The sequence below is a fragment of the Desulfofundulus luciae genome (assembly GCF_030813795.1).
In the GTDB taxonomy this organism is placed as follows: domain Bacteria; phylum Bacillota; class Desulfotomaculia; order Desulfotomaculales; family Desulfovirgulaceae; genus Desulfofundulus; species Desulfofundulus luciae.
In genome coordinates this window covers 22,968-42,120 of sequence record NZ_JAUSUX010000006.1, presented here as the reverse complement: position 1 = coordinate 42,120, position 19,153 = coordinate 22,968, and the positions used below count along the sequence as shown (strand labels likewise).

General features: G+C 59.2%; 18 protein-coding genes and 1 riboswitch. Of the genes, 2 read left to right on the top strand and 16 right to left on the bottom strand.

Features of this window, described 5'->3' with window-relative positions; translation table 11 throughout:
• Positions 1-14 precede the first annotated feature (14 nt).
• From hisB to J2Z49_RS05005, 16 genes are all read right to left on the bottom strand, one after another.
• Positions 15-593, bottom strand: a complete 579-nt coding sequence (hisB, locus tag J2Z49_RS05080) for an imidazoleglycerol-phosphate dehydratase HisB (RefSeq protein ID WP_307400424.1) — start codon at positions 591-593, stop codon at positions 15-17.
• Between the two features lie 27 nt (positions 594-620).
• Positions 621-1,694: a histidinol-phosphate transaminase gene (gene hisC / locus J2Z49_RS05075; protein WP_307400423.1), complete on the bottom strand. Its 1,074-nt coding sequence runs from the start codon at positions 1,692-1,694 to the stop codon at positions 621-623.
• Positions 1,695-1,825: 131 nt separating this feature from the next.
• Positions 1,826-3,106, bottom strand: coding sequence for a histidinol dehydrogenase (hisD, locus tag J2Z49_RS05070; RefSeq protein WP_307400422.1), 1,281 nt, complete (start codon positions 3,104-3,106; stop codon positions 1,826-1,828).
• 121 nt (positions 3,107-3,227) lie between these two features.
• A complete protein-coding gene (locus tag J2Z49_RS05065) occupies positions 3,228-3,539 on the bottom strand; it encodes a YerC/YecD family TrpR-related protein (RefSeq protein WP_307400419.1) in 312 nt (103 codons plus the stop codon).
• Between the two features lie 148 nt (positions 3,540-3,687).
• Complete coding sequence (purD, locus tag J2Z49_RS05060) at positions 3,688-4,956, bottom strand: phosphoribosylamine--glycine ligase (RefSeq protein WP_307400417.1); 1,269 nt, start codon at positions 4,954-4,956, stop codon at positions 3,688-3,690.
• A gap of 21 nt (positions 4,957-4,977) precedes the next feature.
• Positions 4,978-6,510 (bottom strand): bifunctional phosphoribosylaminoimidazolecarboxamide formyltransferase/IMP cyclohydrolase, encoded by a 1,533-nt coding sequence (purH, locus tag J2Z49_RS05055; protein ID WP_307400415.1) that lies wholly within the window; start codon positions 6,508-6,510, stop codon positions 4,978-4,980.
• Between the two features lie 13 nt (positions 6,511-6,523).
• Complete coding sequence (gene purN, locus J2Z49_RS05050; protein ID WP_307400413.1) at positions 6,524-7,138, bottom strand: phosphoribosylglycinamide formyltransferase; 615 nt, start codon at positions 7,136-7,138, stop codon at positions 6,524-6,526.
• 16 nt (positions 7,139-7,154) lie between these two features.
• Positions 7,155-8,195 (bottom strand): phosphoribosylformylglycinamidine cyclo-ligase, encoded by a 1,041-nt coding sequence (gene purM / locus J2Z49_RS05045; RefSeq protein WP_307400411.1) that lies wholly within the window; start codon positions 8,193-8,195, stop codon positions 7,155-7,157.
• Positions 8,196-8,208: 13 nt separating this feature from the next.
• Positions 8,209-9,630, bottom strand: coding sequence for an amidophosphoribosyltransferase (gene purF / locus J2Z49_RS05040; RefSeq protein ID WP_307400409.1), 1,422 nt, complete (start codon positions 9,628-9,630; stop codon positions 8,209-8,211).
• Between the two features lie 21 nt (positions 9,631-9,651).
• Entirely contained in the window at positions 9,652-10,356 is a 705-nt protein-coding gene (gene purC / locus J2Z49_RS05035) for a phosphoribosylaminoimidazolesuccinocarboxamide synthase (protein WP_307400407.1), read from the bottom strand.
• Positions 10,357-10,380: 24 nt separating this feature from the next.
• On the bottom strand, positions 10,381-11,673 hold the full coding sequence (gene purB / locus J2Z49_RS05030) for an adenylosuccinate lyase (protein ID WP_307400405.1): 1,293 nt from the start codon (positions 11,671-11,673) through the stop codon (positions 10,381-10,383).
• On the bottom strand, positions 11,670-12,203 hold the full coding sequence (gene purE, locus J2Z49_RS05025; protein ID WP_307400403.1) for a 5-(carboxyamino)imidazole ribonucleotide mutase: 534 nt from the start codon (positions 12,201-12,203) through the stop codon (positions 11,670-11,672). The genes purB and purE overlap by 4 nt, the downstream gene beginning before the upstream one ends.
• A 22-nt stretch (positions 12,204-12,225) precedes the next feature.
• Positions 12,226-13,602, bottom strand: coding sequence for an NCS2 family permease (locus J2Z49_RS05020; RefSeq protein WP_307400401.1), 1,377 nt, complete (start codon positions 13,600-13,602; stop codon positions 12,226-12,228).
• 334 nt (positions 13,603-13,936) lie between these two features.
• A riboswitch (guanidine-I (ykkC/yxkD leader) is annotated at positions 13,937-14,050 on the bottom strand.
• A gap of 87 nt (positions 14,051-14,137) precedes the next feature.
• Positions 14,138-15,682 (bottom strand): glutamine-hydrolyzing GMP synthase, encoded by a 1,545-nt coding sequence (gene guaA, locus J2Z49_RS05015; protein WP_307400399.1) that lies wholly within the window; start codon positions 15,680-15,682, stop codon positions 14,138-14,140.
• Between the two features lie 36 nt (positions 15,683-15,718).
• The gene (gene hpt / locus J2Z49_RS05010; protein ID WP_307400397.1) at positions 15,719-16,282 is read right to left on the bottom strand and encodes a hypoxanthine phosphoribosyltransferase; all 564 of its coding nucleotides are present in this window, start codon (positions 16,280-16,282) and stop codon (positions 15,719-15,721) included.
• A gap of 108 nt (positions 16,283-16,390) precedes the next feature.
• A complete protein-coding gene (locus J2Z49_RS05005) occupies positions 16,391-17,092 on the bottom strand; it encodes a hypothetical protein (protein ID WP_307400395.1) in 702 nt (233 codons plus the stop codon).
• 235 nt (positions 17,093-17,327) lie between these two features.
• Between J2Z49_RS05005 and J2Z49_RS05000 the strand changes: the two genes are divergently transcribed.
• Both J2Z49_RS05000 and J2Z49_RS04995 read left to right on the top strand, forming a co-directional pair.
• Positions 17,328-17,675: a nucleotide pyrophosphohydrolase gene (locus J2Z49_RS05000; RefSeq protein ID WP_307400393.1), complete on the top strand. Its 348-nt coding sequence runs from the start codon at positions 17,328-17,330 to the stop codon at positions 17,673-17,675.
• The gene (locus J2Z49_RS04995; RefSeq protein WP_307400391.1) at positions 17,668-19,035 is read left to right on the top strand and encodes a DUF1015 domain-containing protein; all 1,368 of its coding nucleotides are present in this window, start codon (positions 17,668-17,670) and stop codon (positions 19,033-19,035) included. The genes J2Z49_RS05000 and J2Z49_RS04995 overlap by 8 nt, the downstream gene beginning before the upstream one ends.
• Positions 19,036-19,153: the final 118 nt, after the last annotated feature.

Here is a 19,153-nt window from a genome sequence, read left to right as displayed (position 1 = left end):
CCCCCGCCAGAACACTACAACAACCCCTTAGTGGAGGGTACACCCGGCGTCCGGGGATCTGCGGCCAGGGCAGATTTCAGCGCCCGGCCCAGGCCCTTGAAGATGGCTTCAATAATATGGTGGGTGTTCCGCCCGGCCAGCAGGCGTACGTGCAGGGTAAACTCCCCGTTTAAGGCCAGCGCCCGCAGGAATTCTTCCACCAGCTCGGTATCGAAATTCCCCACCCGGGGTGACGGCAGGGAAACATCGTAGGCCAAAAAGCCCCGCCCGCTTAAATCTACCGCCACCAGCACTAGAGCCTCATCCATGGGCAAAAGGGCGTGGCCGTAACGATTGATGCCTTCCTTTTTGCCCAGGGCTTCCTTCAATGCCCGGCCCAGGCAAATGGCCGTATCTTCCGCCGTGTGGTGGCCGTCCACTTCCAGGTCACCCCGGGCGTTAAGCTCAAGGTCAAAACAGGCGTGCCGGGTGAAAAGGCAAAGCATGTGATCCAGAAAGCCGATGCCCGTTCTGATCTGGTAGTTGCCCGTCCCATCCAGGTTCAGGTGCACCCGGATTTCCGTTTCACCGGTACGGCGCTTAATCCCGGCCACCCTCTGTGAACTTATTTTCCCCACCCCCTACAACCCCAAAATCGTTTTTAGCTTTTCCAGGAAAAGTCGATTTTCATCCCTTTTCCCCACCGTTACCCGCAGGCATTGTTCCAGCCCGGGGCCGTGCATGTTGCGGATCAAGATCCCTTTCGCCAGCAACTCCCGGTAAACCTGCTCCGCCGGTAAAGGAGTGCGGAAAAGAATAAAATTGGCCGCCGTGGGAAAAACCTCAACCCCCGGCAGGGCAGCCAGTTCCCGGTAAAGTTCCTCCCGGTCCTGCAGGATCAGTTTGATCAAACGGTTGAACTCTTCCCGGCGGGCCATTACCGTGCGGGCGGCAAGCTGGGAAAAGGCGTTCAAATTAAAGGGCTGTTTGATGCGCAGCAGTTGTTGAACCACTGCCGGATCGGCCAGCAAATAGCCCACCCGCAGGCCGGCCAACCCGAAAGCCTTGGAAAAGGTGCGCAGGACCACCAGGTTGGAGTATTCCTTCAACAGGGGTATACAGCTCTCCCCGCCAAATTCCTGGTAGGCCTCGTCCACCACCACCAGGGCGCGGCTGTTCTTTAGTATTTCGGCCACTTCCTCCGGCGGGGTGGCGTTCCCCGTGGGGTTGTTGGGTGAACACAGGAAGATCACCCGGGTTTCGGGATGCCGGGCCGCCGCGATCACGCCCGGTACGTCCAAAGCAAAGTTTTGCCTGCGGGGTACGTTTACTGGCCGGGCCCCTGCTATGCGGGCATGCACCTCGTACATGGAAAAGGTGGGAGGGGTGATGACCACCCGCCCTCCGGTACCAAAGGTTAATAACAGGGTGAGGATCAGCTCGTCGGAGCCGTTGCCCGCCAGGATGCCGCCGGCCGGCACGCCGGTGTAATCAGAAAGCCGGTCGACCAGATCGCCGGCCACGGGGTCGGGATAGCGGGTAAAGGTATGATTCCCCAGTTCCCGCCAGATTTCCTCCCGGATGGACACAGGAAAATCGTAGGGATTTTCGTTGGCGTCCAGTTTAATTACGTTGTGATGGACATGAACCTGGTAGGGTACCAGCCCGTCCAGGTCCGGACGCACCAGCGCTGCGGGATCAAAGGCAGCATTCATGATTTTTCACTCTCCAGGCATGACTTGCCGGTAAATATTCAGTGAATCGGCGTGGATGCGGCGCTGTCCCCGCTCACTCCAGTGCTTCGCGCCGACAGCACCGCATCCTTGTCATAACGATTTTACTGTATTTACTCCAACCTTATCTCTACAGCCCTGGCGTGGGCGTCCAGGCCTTCCACCCGGGCCAGCCGGATAATGTGGGGGGCCATTTCCAGGAACGCTTCCCGGGAGCAGGAGATAACGCTGATTCTTTTTAAAAAGGCGTCCACGCCCAGGGGGGAATAAAAACGGGCGGTACCCCCGGTGGGCAGAACATGGCTGGGCCCGGCCAGGTAATCCCCCAGGGGTTCCGGGGCATGGGGCCCCAGGAAAACGGCCCCGGCCGTAGCAATGCGTCCCAACCAGGAAAAAGGCTCCCTCACCACCAGCTCCAAATGTTCCGGGGCGAAGCGGTTGGCCAGGTCCACAGCCTGGGTAATGTCCCGGGTAAGGATAATGGCTCCGTGGTTGGCTAGAGAACCGGCGGCAATTTCCCGCCGCGGTAAATCGTTCAACTGGCGCTCCAGTTCCTCCTTGACGGCCTGTGCCAGCCGGCTGTCAGGAGTGAGAAGCAATGCCCGGGCCAGGGGATCGTGTTCGGCCTGGGAAAGCATGTCGGCGGCCACATGCCGGGGATCGGCTGAATCATCGGCGATTACCAGCACTTCGCTGGGCCCCGCCAGCATGTCTATATCCACCAGCCCAAAGACCTGCTGCTTGGCCAGGGTAACGTAAAGATTGCCCGGCCCGACGATTTTGTCCACCGGCCGGATGGTTTGCGTTCCATAGGCCAGGGCGGCAATGGCCTGCGCCCCGCCCACCTTGTAAATTTCCGTTACTCCCGCCAGGTCTGCAGCCGCCAGGGTATGGGGATTGATCTTTCCCTCGTGGCCAGGAGGGGTAACCATGACGATTTCCTTCACCCCGGCCACCCGGGCGGGAAGGACGTTCATCAATACCGAAGAGGGATAAGCTGCCGTCCCTCCCGGCACGTAAACACCAACCCGGGCCAGGGGACGCACAAGCTGTCCCACCAGAAGGCCCCGGGCGTCGGGCTCCATCCAGGAGCTGGTTAACTGGCGTCGGTGGTAGGCGGTAATGTTCTCCGCCGCCACCGCCAGGGCGGCGAGGAATTCCCCTTTAACCTGCTTTTTGGCTTCGGAGATTTCCTCCGGCTTTGCCTTCAGTTCTTCCGGAGTCAGGTTAATTCCATCGAAACGGGCCGTATACCGGCAAAGGGCCTCGTCCCCTCCGTCCCGCACGCCGGCAAGGATGTCCCTCACCCTGGCGGCAGCATCCTCCCAGCCAGCCGGGTGGCGGGACAGGAGTTGCTCCACGGCCGGATCGCCCGCACCAATAATTCTAATCAAGCGGGTTTCCTCCTTTGGAACAGCCCGGGAAAAATGACCGGACAACTTTGCTTTAATTAGTTAAATTGCTACTATGACAACATGATAAACCAACAATGCGGCCTATGTCAATAGCCTGCCCTTACCGGGGGGCTTTCTCTTTTCCGGCCAGCCGGGCCAGGACCAGTTTATAGCCGTCGGCACCGTAATTCAGGCAGCGCTTAACCCGGCTGATGGTAGCTGTGCTGGCCCCCGTTTGGGCGGCAATTTCCGTGTAGGTGCGGTTTTCCTGCAGCATCTTGGCTACGGCCAGGCGCTGGGCCATGGCTTTGATCTCGGCCACGGTACAGATGTCTTCAAAGAACTGGTAGCATTCGTCTATATCCCGCAGTGTGAGCACCGCTTCAAATAATTCGTCCAATAATGGGTCTCTTAGTTTGCCCGTGTATGCCATTGGCCACTCCCCCTGGTCTTATCCTATTATTCCCAAAGGGAACAGGGTTCTTTCCAATGGACTTCGACACGCAGGGAAAAAATCCTTTTCTTCTTTACAAAAGTAAAGGGGCACCTCACCTCCTGGATGCCCCTCGTGAGAGTTTTTTCTAAATTGCACTCAAAGCCTTGCGGCCGATGTCCCGGCGGTAGTGCATGCCTTCAAAGTGGATTTGTTCCACGGCGGCATAAGCTTTTTCGATAGCTGCGGCAATGGTTTCGGCCGCAGCGGTTACACCCAGGACCCGGCCGCCGGCAGTAACCACCCGGCCGTCTTCCAGGGCTGTGCCGGCATGAAAGACCACCACGTCAGGAGGCACCCGGTCCAGGCCGGAAATGTGGTAACCCTTACGGTAAGGGCCGGGGTACCCCCCCGAGGCCAGCACCACACACACGGCTGCTCCCGGCCGCCAGCGGATTTCCTTTTCCCCCAGGCGGCCGGACAATACCGCTTCGATTATTTCCACCAGGTCGGTTTCCAGGAGCATGAGCACCGGCTGGGCCTCCGGATCGCCGAAACGGGCGTTGAATTCCAGGACCCTGGGGCCTTCACCGGTGACCATTAATCCCGCGTAGAGAACTCCCCGGTAAGGCCGCCCTTCGGCAGCCATGGCCCGCACGGCGGGGATAAGGATCTTCTCCAGGGCGGTCTGGTAAACCTCCGGTGTGCAGACGGGAGCGGGCGCATAGGCCCCCATGCCGCCGGTGTTGGGGCCCCGGTCGCCGTCGTAAACCTGCTTGTGGTCCTGGGCGGGAAGCATGGGAATAACCGTTTCTCCATCGGTAAAGGCCAGAATGCTCACTTCCTGGCCGGTGAGGTATTCCTCCACCACCACCCGGCTGCCGGCGGCACCAAACACACCCTTAACCATGATGTCTTCCACTGCCTCCAGGGCCTCTTCCACCGTCTGACAGACAACCACTCCTTTGCCGGCGGCCAGGCCGTCGGCCTTTACCACACAGGGAGCATTTAATTTCCGGATGTAGGCGGCTGCTTCCCCGGCATCGCTAAAGGCGGCAAACCGCGCCGTGGGAATGCCATATTTAGCCATGAGTTCCTTGGCCAGCACCTTGCTGCCCTCAATGGCGGCGGCGCAGGCGGTAGGCCCGAAAATGGCCAGGCCCGCTTCGCTGAAGGAATCAACAATGCCCATGGTTAGGGGGCCTTCCGGTCCCACCACGGTGAGGTCTATTTTTTCCTGCCGGGCAAATGCAACCAGGCCGGAGATGTCTTCCGCCCCGATGGGCACACAGCGGGCCAGGGAAGCAATGCCGGCGTTGCCCGGGGCGCAAAAGATTTCCTCTACCCGGGGGCTCTGTTTTAGCTTCCATACCAGGGCGTGTTCCCGGCCGCCACCGCCCACCACCAGCACTTTCATTGTGACAGTCCTCCCCCTGCACTAGTGTTTGAAATGGCGCATACCGGTGAAGACCATGGTTATGCCGTACTCGTTGCAGGCGGCAATGGACTCTTCGTCCCGCAGCGACCCCCCGGGCTGGATAATGGCGGCAATGCCGGCTTTAGCTGCTTCATCCACCGTGTCCCGGAAGGGAAAAAAGGCGTCCGAAGCCAGCACTGCACCTCTGGCCTTTTCGCCGGCCTGCTCCAGAGCAATCCGGGCCGCTCCCACCCGGTTCATCTGCCCTGCCCCTACGCCGATAAGCTGGCGGTTTCTGGTGACCACAATGGCGTTGGACTTCACGTGCTTGACCACGGCCATGGCAAAGGCCATCTCGGCCAACTGTTCTTCCGAGGGTTGTTTTTCGGTGACCACCTTCACCTCATCGGGGCGGGTTAGTTCCAGGTCGGCCTCCTGAATGAGCAGACCACCGTTAACTTTACGGATGTCCAGCCGGTCGGTGGGCCGGACGGTCAGGGGGCCGGTTTTTAAAAGGCGCAGGTTGGCCTTTTGGGTCAGTATTTCCAGGGCCTCAGGGGTAAAGTCGGGGGCAATCACGGCTTCCAGGAATATGGCGGCCATTTGCTCGGCCGTTTCTTTATCCACGGTGCGGTTGCAGGCCACTATGCCGCCAAAAGCCGATACGGGATCACCTTCGTAGGCCAGGCGGTAGGCCGTGGCCAGGTCGCCGGCACTGGCTGCCCCACAGGGGTTGTTGTGCTTGATAATTACCACCGAAGGATCGATGAATTCACGCACCAGTTCCAGGGCGGCATTCAAGTCAAGAATATTATTAAAGGAAAGCTCTTTGCCGGCCAATTGCACGGCATTGCCCACACAGGGGCCGGTCACGGAAGGATCCCGGTAAAAGGCGGCCCGCTGGTGGGGGTTCTCCCCGTAACGCAGGGGCTGGGCCAGCTCAACGGAAATGTGCCAGGCCGGCGGGAAAGGCTCATCCCCCTGGATCTGTTTCTGCAGGTAGGCGGCAATGGCGGTGTCATAGGCGGCCGTATGGGCAAAGGCCTCCCGGGCCAGTTCCAGGCGCAAATCATCGCTGATTTTTCCTTCCGCGAGGGCTTTGAGCACCTGGGGGTAGCGGGCCGGGTTCACCACTACCAGTACATAACGGTGGTTTTTCGCCGCCGCCCGCACCATGGCCGGGCCGCCAATATCAATGTTTTCTATGGCTTCTTCCAGGGTTACGCCGGGGCGGGCAATGGTTTCCCGGAACGGGTACAGGTTAACCACCACTATATCGATGGGGGTGATGTGGTGCGCTTTTAGCTGGTTCAGGTGGTCCGGGGTGCGCAGGGCCAGAATGCCCCCGTGGACAGCGGGGTGCAGCGTTTTTACCCGGCCGTCTAAAATTTCGGGGAAGCCGGTGACCTCTGAGATATATGTAACGGGCAGGCCGGCTTCTTTCAGGGTGCGGGCGGTCCCCCCGGTGGATACAATCTCCACCCCCAGTTCTACCAGACCTCGGGCGAAGTCTACCAGTCCCGTTTTATCCGAAACGCTGATCAGAGCACGCATATAAAGCCTCCTTTTATGCTTCCTTGATGTAAACCCGCTTGCCCCGTAATTCCAGCCGGCCGGCGGCAAAGAGGGCAATAGCTTCGGGATAAATACGGTGCTCCTGTTCTAAAATGCGGTCGGCCAGGGTTTCGGGAGTGTCGTCGGGCAAAACCGGAACCACGGCCTGTAAAATGATGGGGCCGGTATCCATCCCTTCATCTACAAAGTGCACCGTGCAGCCGCTGTAGCGGACGCCGTATTCCAGGGCACGCTGCTGGGCATGCAGGCCGGGAAAGGCCGGCAAAAGGGCCGGGTGGATGTTCATGATGCGGTTGGGAAAAGATTCCAGCATGACCCTGCCCACCAGGCGCATGTAGCCGGCCAGGCAAACAAGTTCAACCTGGTGTTTTTTTAAGGTGTCCACAATGGCTTCTTCATACGTGTGTTTGTCGGGAAATTGGGCCGGGTTAATATGAATGGCCGGTATCCCGCGGAGGCGGGCCCGTTCCAGGGCTTTTGCCTCCCCGTTGTCACTGATCACCACCACCACCTCGGCCGCCAGGCGCCCCTCGTCAATGGCATCCATGATGGCCTGCAGGTTGGAGCCCCTTCCCGAGGCCAGGACTCCCAGACGCAGTTTTTTCATATATCCTCCCCCCGACCTAAACATACTTTACTTCCCGCCCGCCTCCGGCTATTTCGCCCACAAGGTAGGCTTTTTCGCCCAGCTGCGACAGGTGTGTTAAGAGGGCGTCGGTTTGTTCTCCCGGGACCACCATTACCAGTCCCAGGCCCATATTAAAGGTACGGAACATTTCCTCCTCCGCTACCCGGCCGATGGACTGGATGAGGGAAAAAACCGGGGGCACGGGCCAGGACCGGCGTTCCAGAACCGCGGCCGTACCCGGGGGCAAAATGCGGGGTATATTTTCGGTAAGACCGCCGCCGGTAATGTGGGCCATGCCCCGGATGTCGAATTGTTCCAGCAGGGGCAGTACCGTGCGGACGTAGATGCGGGTGGGTTCCAGCATTTCCTCGCCCACGGTGCGTCCCAGGTCCTCCTGGTAAGTGTCCACCCCGTAGCCGGCCACCTCCAGCAGCACCCGCCGGGCCAGGGAATAACCGTTGCTGTGCAGGCCGGAGGAAGGAAGGCCGACCAGCCGGTCGCCGGGGCGAATGGTCGAGCCGTCGATGATCCGCTCCCTTTCCACCACGCCCACCACAAACCCCGCCAGGTCATATTCCCCGGGGCCGTAAAAACCGGGCATTTCCGCCGTTTCCCCGCCAATCAGGGCGCAGCCGGCCTGCCGGCAACCCGCGGCCACCCCGGACACAATGGCCGCCACCCTTTCCGGCACCAGTTTGCCCACGGCGAGATAATCCAGGAAAAAGAGGGGTTCGGCTCCCTGGACCAGGATGTCGTTCACGCACATGGCCACGGCGTCTATACCGATGGTATCATGGCGGTCCATGAGCATGGCTATTTTTAACTTGGTGCCCACCCCGTCGGTGCCGGATACCAGCACGGGCTGGCGGTAGCGGGAGGTATCCAGGGCAAAGAGTCCCCCGAATCCGCCGATTTCTGTAAGCACTTCCGGACGGAAGGTACTGCGCACGCTGTCCCTGATCAGTTCCACCGCCCGGTTTCCGGCGGCGATGTCCACTCCCGCATCGGCATAGGTGAGCCCTTTCTTTAGGGTCACAGTTTCCTTCCCCCTACTCCAGACTGAGTTTTCCCGCTTTTTCGGGTTGTGGCACTGCTACCGGGTAGTCTCCGGTAAAACAGGCGGTGCAGAAGTCGTTGCGGCGTTCACCGAAGACGGAAAGCAGGCCTTCGATGCTTAAATAATACAAGCCATCGGCGTTAATCATGCGGCGAATTTCTTCCAGGGGCATCCGGGCGGCAATCAACTCCTCTTCGTTGGAGGTATCAATGCCGTAGTAGCAGGAATGTACCACCGGCGGGGAAGAGAGGCACAGGTGTACCTCCTTGACGCCGCAATCCCGCAACATGGCGATCAGTTTGCTGCTGGTGGTACCCCTGACCAGGGAGTCGTCCACCATGATCACCCGCTTGCCGGCCAGCACTTCCCGGATGGGATTGAGCTTCAGCCGCACCCCCAGGTCCCGCAGGTCCTGGCTGGGTTGAATGAAGGTCCGTCCAATATAACGGTTTTTCATCAACCCTTCTTCAAAGGGGATCCCCGAGGCTTCGGCATAACCCCGGGCGGCGGCCGTGCCCGAGTCCGGGACGGGAATGACCAGGTCGGCTTCCACCGCGTATTCCCGGGCCAGCTGGCGTCCCATTTCCCGGCGCACCCGGTTGACGTTGAAGCCGTCCATCAGGCTGTCGGCCCGGGCAAAGTAAATATATTCAAAGATGCAATGGGCCCGCCGGCGGGGGAGCATTCCCTGCAGGCTGGTCAACCCGTTTTCATCGACGATGATTATTTCTCCCGGGGCCACGTCCCGGAGCCAGTGGGCACCTACGGTGTCCAGGGCGCAGGATTCCGAGGCTACCACATAGCCCCCGCCCGGGAGGGTGCCCAGGCAAAGGGGGCGAAAGGCATGGGGGTCCCGCACGGCCAGCAGGTTTTTTTCGGTGAGGATGACCAGGGAATAGGCGCCCTTCAGGTCGATCATGCACTTCAGAATGGCGTCGACCAGGCTCGTCTGGCCGTAGCGGGCGATCAGGTTGACAATTACCTCGCTGTCGGTGGAGGACTGGAAGACAGAACCCGTGGAGGCCAGCCTGGCCCTTAATTCGCTGACGTTGGTCAGGTTGCCGTTATGGGCCAGACCCAGCATGCCGCCGGCATAACGGAAAACCAGGGGTTGGGCATTAATGGGGGAACTGGCTCCAGTGGTGGAATAACGCACGTGGCCGATGGCCGCATGGCCCTTCAGTTCATCCAGGTCCCCCTGCTGGAAAACCTCTGGCACCAGCCCCATGGCCTTATGCAGCCGCACATGCCTGCCGTCGCCCACGGCAATGCCGGCGCTTTCCTGTCCCCGGTGCTGCAGGGCATACAAACCGTAATAGGTGAGCCGGGCTACATCTTTCCCGGGGGCATAGATCCCAAAAACGCCGCACTCTTCCTTTGGCTTGTCCGTCCACCAGTCGTTGGCGGCTCCCACCGTTATCCCCCCTCTTTTTGGTTAACCAACCAGCCTGCGCCAGACCTCCTGGTAGGCCTCCTCCACGCCGCCCAAATCCCGGCGGAAGCGGTCCTTGTCCAGTTTTTCCTTTGTTTGGGCATCCCAGAAACGGCAGGTGTCGGGAGAAATCTCATCCCCCAGGAGGATCTCTTTGTCACTGCGTCCGAATTCCAGCTTGAAATCCACCAGTACCAGATTGCGCCCGACCAGGTATTCCCGCAGGATGTCGTTTACTACCAGGGCCGTGTTTCTTATAACGTTCATTTCCTCCGCACTGGCCAGGCCCAGGACGGCGATGTGGTCGTCATTAATCAGGGGATCTCCCAGCTCATCACTTTTATAGTAATACTCCACCACCGGGCGGGGGAGGGCCGTGCCCTCGGCCAGGCCCAAACGTTTGGCCAGGCTGCCCGCGGCAATGTTGCGCACCACCACTTCCACCGGGATTATCTCCAGCGCCCGGACCAGCATCTCCCGGTCGCCCACCTGTTCCAAAAAATGGGTGGCTATACCCCTGTGTTCCAAAAGGCGGAAGAAGTGGGCCGAGATCTTGTTGTTTAGTTCGCCTTTGCCGGAAATGGTTCCCTTTTTTAACCCGTTAAAGGCGGTGGCGTCGTCCTTGTATTCCACCAGGTACACACCCGGATCGCTGGTGCGGTAAATCTTCTTGGCCTTTCCCTCGTAGAGCATTTCTCCCTTTTGCAAGTTAATCCTTCCCTTCTGGCAAAGTTAGAGGCCGAAACGCCGGTATATGTCATCTATATGGCGCAGGTGATAGTCGTAGTTAAAGAGGGATTCAATTTCTTTAGGGGGGAGAACGGAGGTAATGTCCGCATCTTCCTTTAAGAGCGTCTCAAAGCCGGTGCCCTCCCGCCAGGAGCGCATGGCATTGCGCTGTACCAGCTCGTAGGCCCGTTCCCGGGACAGGCCCTTTTCCACCAGGGCCAGGAGCACCCGCTGGGAGAAGAGCAGGCCGTGGGTGCGCTCAAGGTTTTTGCGCATGTTTTCCGGGTAAACCAGGAGATTTTTCATGATGGCCGTCATCTTGTAGAGCATGTAATCCAGGGTGATGGTGCTGTCCGGAATGATCACCCGCTCCACCGAGGAATGGGAGATGTCCCGTTCGTGCCACAGGGCCACGTTTTCCAGGGCGGCCAGGGCATTGCCCCGCAGGATCCGGGCCAGGCCGCTGATGCGCTCGGCAGTAATGGGGTTGCGCTTGTGGGGCATGGCCGAGGAGCCCTTCTGTCCCCTGGCAAAGTATTCCTCCACCTCGAGAATGTCCGTGCGCTGCAGGTTGCGGATTTCCGTGGCAAACTTGTCCAGGGAGCTGCCGATGACGGCCAGGGTGGTCATAAACTCGGCGTGGCGGTCCCGCTGGAGCACCTGGGTGGAAATCCGGGCCGGGCGCAGGCCCAGGCGGCGGCAGACATGGGCTTCCACCCGGGGATCTATGTTGGCGTAGGTACCCACCGCACCGGAAATTTTACCCACACTGATGACGTCGATGGCCCGCTTCATACGATTTATATTCCGTTCCGTCTCCGCCACCCAGAGAAGCATTTTCAAGCCGAAAGTGATGGGTTCGGCATGCACCCCGTGGGTGCGGCCGATCATCAGGGTGTAGCGGTGCTCCCTGGCCCGCTCCAAAAGCACCGCCCGCAGCTCCTCCAGGCGCCTTAAAATCTGCTGGCCGGCCTCCTTCATCAGCACGGCCAGGGCCGTATCCAGCACATCGGAGGAGGTGAGGCCCATGTGGATGTACTTGGCCGCATCACCCACATATTCCCCCACGCAGGTAAGAAAGGCAATTACATCGTGGTTGACCTCTGCTTCGATTTCTTCAATGCGCCGTACGTTGAAGTCCGCCTTTTCCCTGATCTGCTTGAAAGCCTCTTCCGGGATAAGTCCCATTTCGGCCATGGCCTCGCAGGCGTAAATTTCCACCTCGAGCCACTTGCGGAACTTGTTTTCCTGGGACCAGATGGCCTTCATTTCCGGCAGGGTGTAACGCTCGATCATCCCTTGGCTCCTCCCATTTGCTCAAGATAACCCGCCACACCCAGTTCCTGCAGCCGCCGGGCCTTCTCCTCCACCACCCGGGCCAGCTCTTCCTTGTACCGCAGGACCTTAGCCCGCACTTCGGGGTTGGTTGCGCCGATAATCTGGGCCGCCAGGATGGCGGCGTTTCGGGCGCCATTAATGGCCATGGTGGCCACGGGAATGCCCGGGGGCATCTGGACCATGGAGTAGAGGGCATCCACTCCGCTTAAGGGCCCGCTTTTGATGGGTACGCCGATTACGGGCAGGGGGGTTTGGGCGGCAATGACCCCCGGCAGGTGGGCGGCCACCCCGGCGGCGGCGATGATCACCGCCAGCCCCCGTTCCACCGCCGACCGGGCGTACTCGGCGGTGAGCTCCGGTGCCCGGTGGGCGGAGGAAATGCTCACTTCGTATGGCAGGCCGAATTTCTCCAGCATATCCACGGCCTCTTTCATTACGGGCAGATCCGAGTCGCTGCCCATAACAATGCCAACCAGCGGTTTGGTCATGGTTTCACCTCATTTTCTGCGTTCAGTGTTCCGCCAGGAACAGGTAGCGGGCGAGCACAAGGGCGGTCAGGACCCACATCAGCCAGTGTACTTCCCGGGCCCGGCCGCTGACCAGTTTGAGCAAGGTGTAAAAAATGATCCCGGCGGCAATGCCGTTGGCGATACTGCCGGTGAAAGGCATCAAAACTATGGTTAAGAAGGCCGGCATTCCTTCGGTAAAGTCCTCGAAATCAATGCCCTTGATGGCCTGGGCCATGAGAAGGCCGACGATGATCAGCGCCGGGGCGGTGGCCGCTCCCGGAATCAACCCCGCAATGGGTGCCAGGATCAATGCCAGGAGGAACAAAATGCCCGTGGTTACGGCCGTGAGGCCGGTACGGCCACCCTCGGCAATGCCGGCGGTACTTTCGATGTAGGCGGTGACGGTGCTGGTGCCCATTAAGGCGCCGAAAGCCACCCCGCAGGCATCCACCAGCATGGCCCGGCCCAGGCGGGGGGACTGGCCGTTTTCATCCAGCAGACCCGCCTTACCGGCAGTGCCCACCAGGGTGCCGAAGGTATCAAAGAGTTCCACAAAGGTAAAGGTGAAGATTACCGTCCAGATGCCCATGTGCAGCGCCCCGGCCGGATCTAGCTTGCCCACCGCCAGGCGGGAAAAATCGGGCAGGGCGAAGGGATGGAAATTGGCCGGGATTTGGGTGACGCCCAGGGGGATGCCAATGAGGGTGGTGAGGATAATGCCCAGCAGCAGGGCCCCCTTAATCCTCTTGGCCATCAACAGGGCCGAGATAACCAGGCCAATAAGGGCCAGCAGGGTAACCGGGTTGGCAAAGCTGCCCAGGAAAATATTCCACTCGAAGAAACGCAGGGTGGCAATGCCGCCGGATTTGGAGAGCGCCTCCATGGTGGGCGGGATTACCGGGCCGGCTTTGATGACCATGAATTCGGCCATTTTCAGGCCCAGCATGGTGATGAATAGCCCGATGCCCACAATAATGGCCCGTTTGATGGAGTTTGGCACGGCCACCACCAGCAACTGGCGGATCCGGGTGACGGTGAGGAGAATAAATATGATACCGGAGATGAATACCGCACCCAGGGCCGCCTGCCAGGGCATGCCCACATGCTGGGCGGCCACGGCGGCAAAATAGGCGTTGAGGCCCATGCCCGGTGCCAGGGCGATGGGATAGTTGACCAGGAGGCCCATGGCGATGGTGACCAGGCCCGCGCTAACGGCAGTGGCAAAAAAGACGGCGTTTTTGTCCATGCCGGTAGCGGCCAGGATGTTGGGGTTGAGGAACAGGATATAGGCCATGGTCATAAAGGTGGTCAGTCCCGCAATAACCTCTGTACGTGCACTGGTGTGGTACTGGCGCAGTTTGAAAATTTTTTCGAGCATTTTTTAACCTCCTCCTTGTTGGATGCGGTGCTGTCCTCGCTCACTCCAATGCTTCGCGCCGACAGCACTGCGGCTCGCTTCGGGCCGCCCAGCACTCACCGAAAAAAGTTATACTGTAAAGCTCTGCACTTGCTATTTTGTTACAGCAGGCTTAGAAAGAGCATTATGGCCAGTGAGTGCTGGGTTCACCGGGTGCTGTTAACGGCGCTTCGCAAGTCGTTCGCTCCGGACAGCGCCGCATCCTTGTCATATCGGTTTTACTGAATATACACCGGAATTAAGGATTAAACAATCAGCCCAGGCGGGCAGGTTTCCGTGTACATGTGAGAAACCTACCGCCTGGGCTTTTCTCCCTGCCGGTGTAACCCGGAAAATTGCTTTTCCGGGCCTGTACCGCTCGGACCGAACCACCCTGTAAACCGGGTGTGGAACCCTAGGTACACTTTCTCGAAAGTTTTTATCTTGAAATCGGGAAAAATAGCCATCCTTACAAATGTATCTTAGCAAGGCGGGAACGGGCTTGTCAATAACCATTTCACTCCCATTCGATGGTGGCCGGCGGCTTGGAGGTGATGTCGTAGACCACCCGGTTTACGCCCGCCACTTCGTTGACAATGCGGCTGGATATACGTTCCAGCACTTCGTAGGGCAGGCGTACCCAGTCCGCCGTCATGCCGTCGTGGCTGTGCACCGCCCGCACGGCTACGGTGTAGGCGTAGGTCCGCCCGTCACCCATCACTCCCACGCTCCGCAGGTCCGGAAGCACGGCAAAATACTGCCAGATTTGCCGGTGCAGGCCGGCCCGGCGGATTTCCTCCCTGACAATGGCATCGGCGTGGCGCAGGATTTCCAGTTTTTCCGGGGTTACTTCCCCCAGGATGCGCACAGCCAGCCCCGATCCCGGGAAGGGCTGGCGCCAGAGCACTTCTTCCGGGAGGCCCAGCTCTTTGCCCAGTTCCCGCACCTCGTCCTTGAAAAGCCAGCGCAGGGGTTCGATCAGTTCCAGCTGCATGTCCTCGGGCAGGCCGCCCACGTTGTGGTGGGACTTGATTACCGCTGCCGTGGCCGTACCGCTTTCCACCACGTCGGGGTAGAGAGTCCCCTGGACCAGGAAGTCCACCTGTCCCAGCCTGGCGGCCTCTTCCTCAAAAACCCGGATGAATTCCTCCCCAATGATTTTGCGCTTTTGTTCCGGGTCGGTTACCCCCGCCAGGCGGTTTAAGAACCGCCGGCTGGCGTCCACATGGATCAGCGGGATGTGAAACTGTTCCCGGATGACCCTGACCACCTGCCCGGCCTCGCCCTGGCGCAACAGGCCGTGGTCCACAAAAATGCAGGTCAACTGGTCGCCGATGGCCCGGTGGACCAGTACGGCGGCCACCGAGGAATCCACGCCGCCGCTGATGGCACAGAGGGCACGCCTGTCCCCCACCCGGGCGCGGATTTCCCTGATGGATTCTTCAATAAAAGAGCCCATGGTCCAGCGGCCCTTACAGCCGCAGACATCGTAAAGGAAGTGGCGCAGGATGTCCTGGCCCCTGGGGGTATGGATCACTTCCGGGTGGAACTGAACGGCATAAAGCCTGCGCTCCCGGTTGGCCATGGCGGCCACGGGAGCCAGTTCCGTACGGGCGATGACCTCAAATCCCGGGGGCGGGGCCTCCACCCGGTCGCCGTGGCTCATCCAGCATTGTTCAATGGGCTCGAAGCCGCAAAAAAGGTCGCTGGTGTCAAGGATTTCCAGGGCCGTTTTGCCGTACTCGTGATGTTCGGCCCGGGTAACCATCCCCCCCAGTTGCCTGGTCATTAACTGCATGCCGTAACAAATGCCCAGGATGGGGATGCCCAGCTCATAAACGGCCGGGTCCACGGTGGGAGCCCCGGGCTGGTAGACGCTGGCCGGCCCGCCGGAAAAAACAATGCCCCGGGGATGATGTCTTTTGATTTCATCAAGGGGCGTGTTGTAGGGCAGCATTTCACAAAATACTTTCAACTCCCGGATGCGGCGGGCGATTAGGTGGCTGTACTGGCCGCCGAAGTCCAGGACAATGACCATTTCCTGCTGGTCTTGGATGGACATGGTGCGGATAACCTCCCGGCTTTCCTGCCTTAAAAATCAAGTACAGTTTTCCCTTTGCTCTTTGCCGCAATAAACTTGCCGTTTCAGGATCAGAATATCCCGCAGGTGGCGGTAGCGGCCATCGTAATCCAGGCCGTAGCCGACCACGAATTCGTCGGGGATGACGAAGCCGTTGTAGTCCACCTGCACGTTTACTTTGCGCCGGCTGGGCTTGTCCAGGAGGGTGCAGATTTTTAAACTGGCCGGCCCCCGGGTGAGCAGGTTCTCCCGCAGGTAGTTAAGCGTCAGGCCGGTATCCACAATATCCTCGACGATTAAAACGTCCAGGCCCTCGATGTTCTGCTCTAGGTCCTTTAAAATACGCACAACCCCTGAGGACTCGCTGGAAGCACCGTAACTGGAGACGGCCATAAAGTCCAGGCGTACCGGGATGTTCAGGCAGCGTACCAGGTCGGCCATAAAGATTACCGCCCCTTTTAATATGCCGACTACCAGTAGTTCCTTCCCGGCATAGTCCCGGGAAATCTCCGCCCCCAGCTCGCGTACCCGCCGGGCAATCTCGTCCTCGGCAATTAAAACTCTTTCCATATCCTCATACAAAGAAACACCACTCCTGAAAACAAAAAATGCAGCAACAACGCCGCGTTATTTAAAGTCCTTAATTTATAATAAAAGAAAAACGGGGTAGCGTCAATTATTTGTCGAAAATCATACCGGCGGGCTGATGTTCATTTCCCGGTTAAAATCCCACAGCTTCAGGCCCACCGAGAGGCCCGTTGTGTTCCCCGGTCCTTTGGCCTCCAAAACGGCCTGGCGAATGCGGTGGTCTTCGGGATCGATCCACAACTTGCAGTAGTAGTCCGTATACTTCAATTCCAGGTAGGAATTATCCAAAAGGGGCTGGCACTCCAGCACCAGCATTTGGCCTTCCTTTGACTTTTCTTTGCCCCGGTAACGGACACCCAGGGCATCCTTGAATTTCAAAAACCCCAGGGGGTTAAATTCAGCCACAAAAAGTTCCGACTGGGCCAGCCGGTTTCCTTCCATGGTAAGCCACTTTTTGGTCCACAGGTCCCGCATATAAGTGGTGTTCCCCACCTGGATAAATTCCACGGGGTTGTTATACATAGTACCCTTAATGTGTATGCGGTCGGGAGCCTGCCGTTCCCCTTCCACCCGGCTGAGTACGCCGTCCCGGCCCAGCCTGGCTTCCACCTGGTAACGAAAGCTTTTGCTGGTGGCCGTTTTTTCCAGGGCTTCCGCCAGCAGTTGTTCGGGAGCTATCTCCGGTTCGGGAGCCAGCCCTCCTGATAATACCCGGAGGGCCAGGAGGAAAAGAAGCAGGCCCAGGATGGCCAGCAGGTATTTCCTGCGTAAAATCAACCAGTGCGGCCCGCGTATAGGTTCCATGGCTTTTCCCTCCTTCCTGCTGTGAAAACAATATGTTCCGGCGGGGGAAAATATGACCATTAAGTGGAAAGATGTGGTCGTTGCCAGGTGGACTTCAGGAAATAGGTCTTTTCACCTTGTGTCCTGCAGGGTATAATGGCAAAGGTAAGGCCAGTTTGCCTGGCCGTTTGCACGCGTTCTCCGGTGAGCCTCGCAGGCGCTTGGGAAGTTATTTTAACAACGGGAGAGGTTTGGCGTGGAGATCAGGGAAATGCAGCAGGAAGTGGATCGCTGGATCAGCCAGTTTGAAGAGGGTTACTGGCACCCGCTGGCCATGCTGGCCCGCCTGACCGAAGAGGTGGGTGAGCTGGCCCGGGAAGTCAACCATCTCTACGGCCAGAAACCGAAAAAACCCGGGGAACCTCCGGGGGATCTGGCCCTGGAACTGGCCGACGTGCTTTTTATCATCGTTTGTTATGCCAACTCCCTGGGCATTGACCTGGAAGAGGCCTTTTGCCGCATGATGGAAAAATACCGGCAGCGGGACAGCAACCGCTGGACGAGGAAAAAGAGCGATAGCAAGGAGTGTGAAGAGATTGGCTGAAATCAAACCCTTCAGGGGACTGCGCTACGCCCCCGGTGTGGGGCCCCTCGCCGACCTGGTGACCCCCCCCTACGATGTCATTGACGCAAAAGCCCAGGACGGCTACTACCAGCGCCACCCCTACAATATCATTCGCCTGGAATACGGCAAGGTCTATCCCGGCGATGACGAAAGCAACAACCGCTACACCCGGGCGGCAGCCGATTTTACCGCCTGGCGGGAGAAGGGCGTGCTGGTGCCGGAAGAATCCCCGGCACTGTATCTTTACGAACAGGAATTTAGCGCCGGTGGAAAACGTCTGGTACGCAGCGGAATGATCTGCGCGGTCAGGCTGGAGCCCTACGAGAAGGGCGTGGTCCTGCCCCACGAGGAGACCCTGCCCAAGCACAAGGCCGACCGCCTGGCGCTGATGCGGGCCTGCCGGGCCAATTTCAGTCCGATCTTTGGCCTTTATACCGATGCAGAAATGGCTGTGGACAACCTTCTGCGGCAACGGGCCGGCGGTTCGCCGGACCTGGAGTTTACCGATGAAAACGGCCATGCCCACCGCCTGTGGGTGATCACGGACCCAACCGTTATTGAGCAGGTGCGGCAGACCATGGCCGGCAGGCTCGTTTTCATTGCCGACGGCCACCACCGCTACGAAACGGCCCTGGCTTACAGCCGGGAAAGGCGGCAGGAGGAGGGCAACCCCGCCGGACCGGGACCTTATGATTATGTGATGATGACCCTGGTCAACCTGTACGATCCCGGCCTGGTGGTGCTGCCGACCCACCGCTTGGTGCGCAACGTTGAGGGCCTGGATGTGGATGAACTTTTGGGTAAGATACAGGAACATTTTGAGATAGAGGTCTTCCCTCTTGCCCCCGGCTACGGCAACTTTGCCGGTTTCATCAAAGAACTGGCCGCCCGGGGGGGCTTCACGGGAGACGCCCGGCCCGGCGCGGGCCCCCTTTCCCACCGTCACTCCTTCGGCCTGTACTGCGGCGGGGGGCGCCTGTATCTCTTGACCCTGCGGGATGAAGGGGCGTTGCCCCGCCTGATGCCTGACGGCCATTCCGCCGCCTGGCAGGGACTGGATGTTTCGGTGCTGCACCACCTGATCCTGGAACGCCTTCTGGGCATCGGCGGCGCGGAGCGGGCCAGGGAGAGCCACCTCACCTACACCCGGGAAGAGGCGGGGGCACTGAAAGCCGTGGACGAAGGCGAGTACCAGCTGGCCTTCTTCCTTAACCCCCCCCTGGTGGAGGAGGTCACGGCGGTGGCCGCCAGCGGCGAAAAAATGCCCCAGAAATCCACTTTCTTTTACCCCAAACTGATTACCGGTTTAGTCATCAATCCTCTTTTTAATATTGACTGATTATTAAACTGGTTGGGCGGTGGCCGTCCTTCAATCAACGAAGGAACGGCCGCCGCCCCTGTTTTCTTACAGCGGTTGCCCGATGTTGTTAGGAAGCGCCAATTGTGAAGGTCCTAAA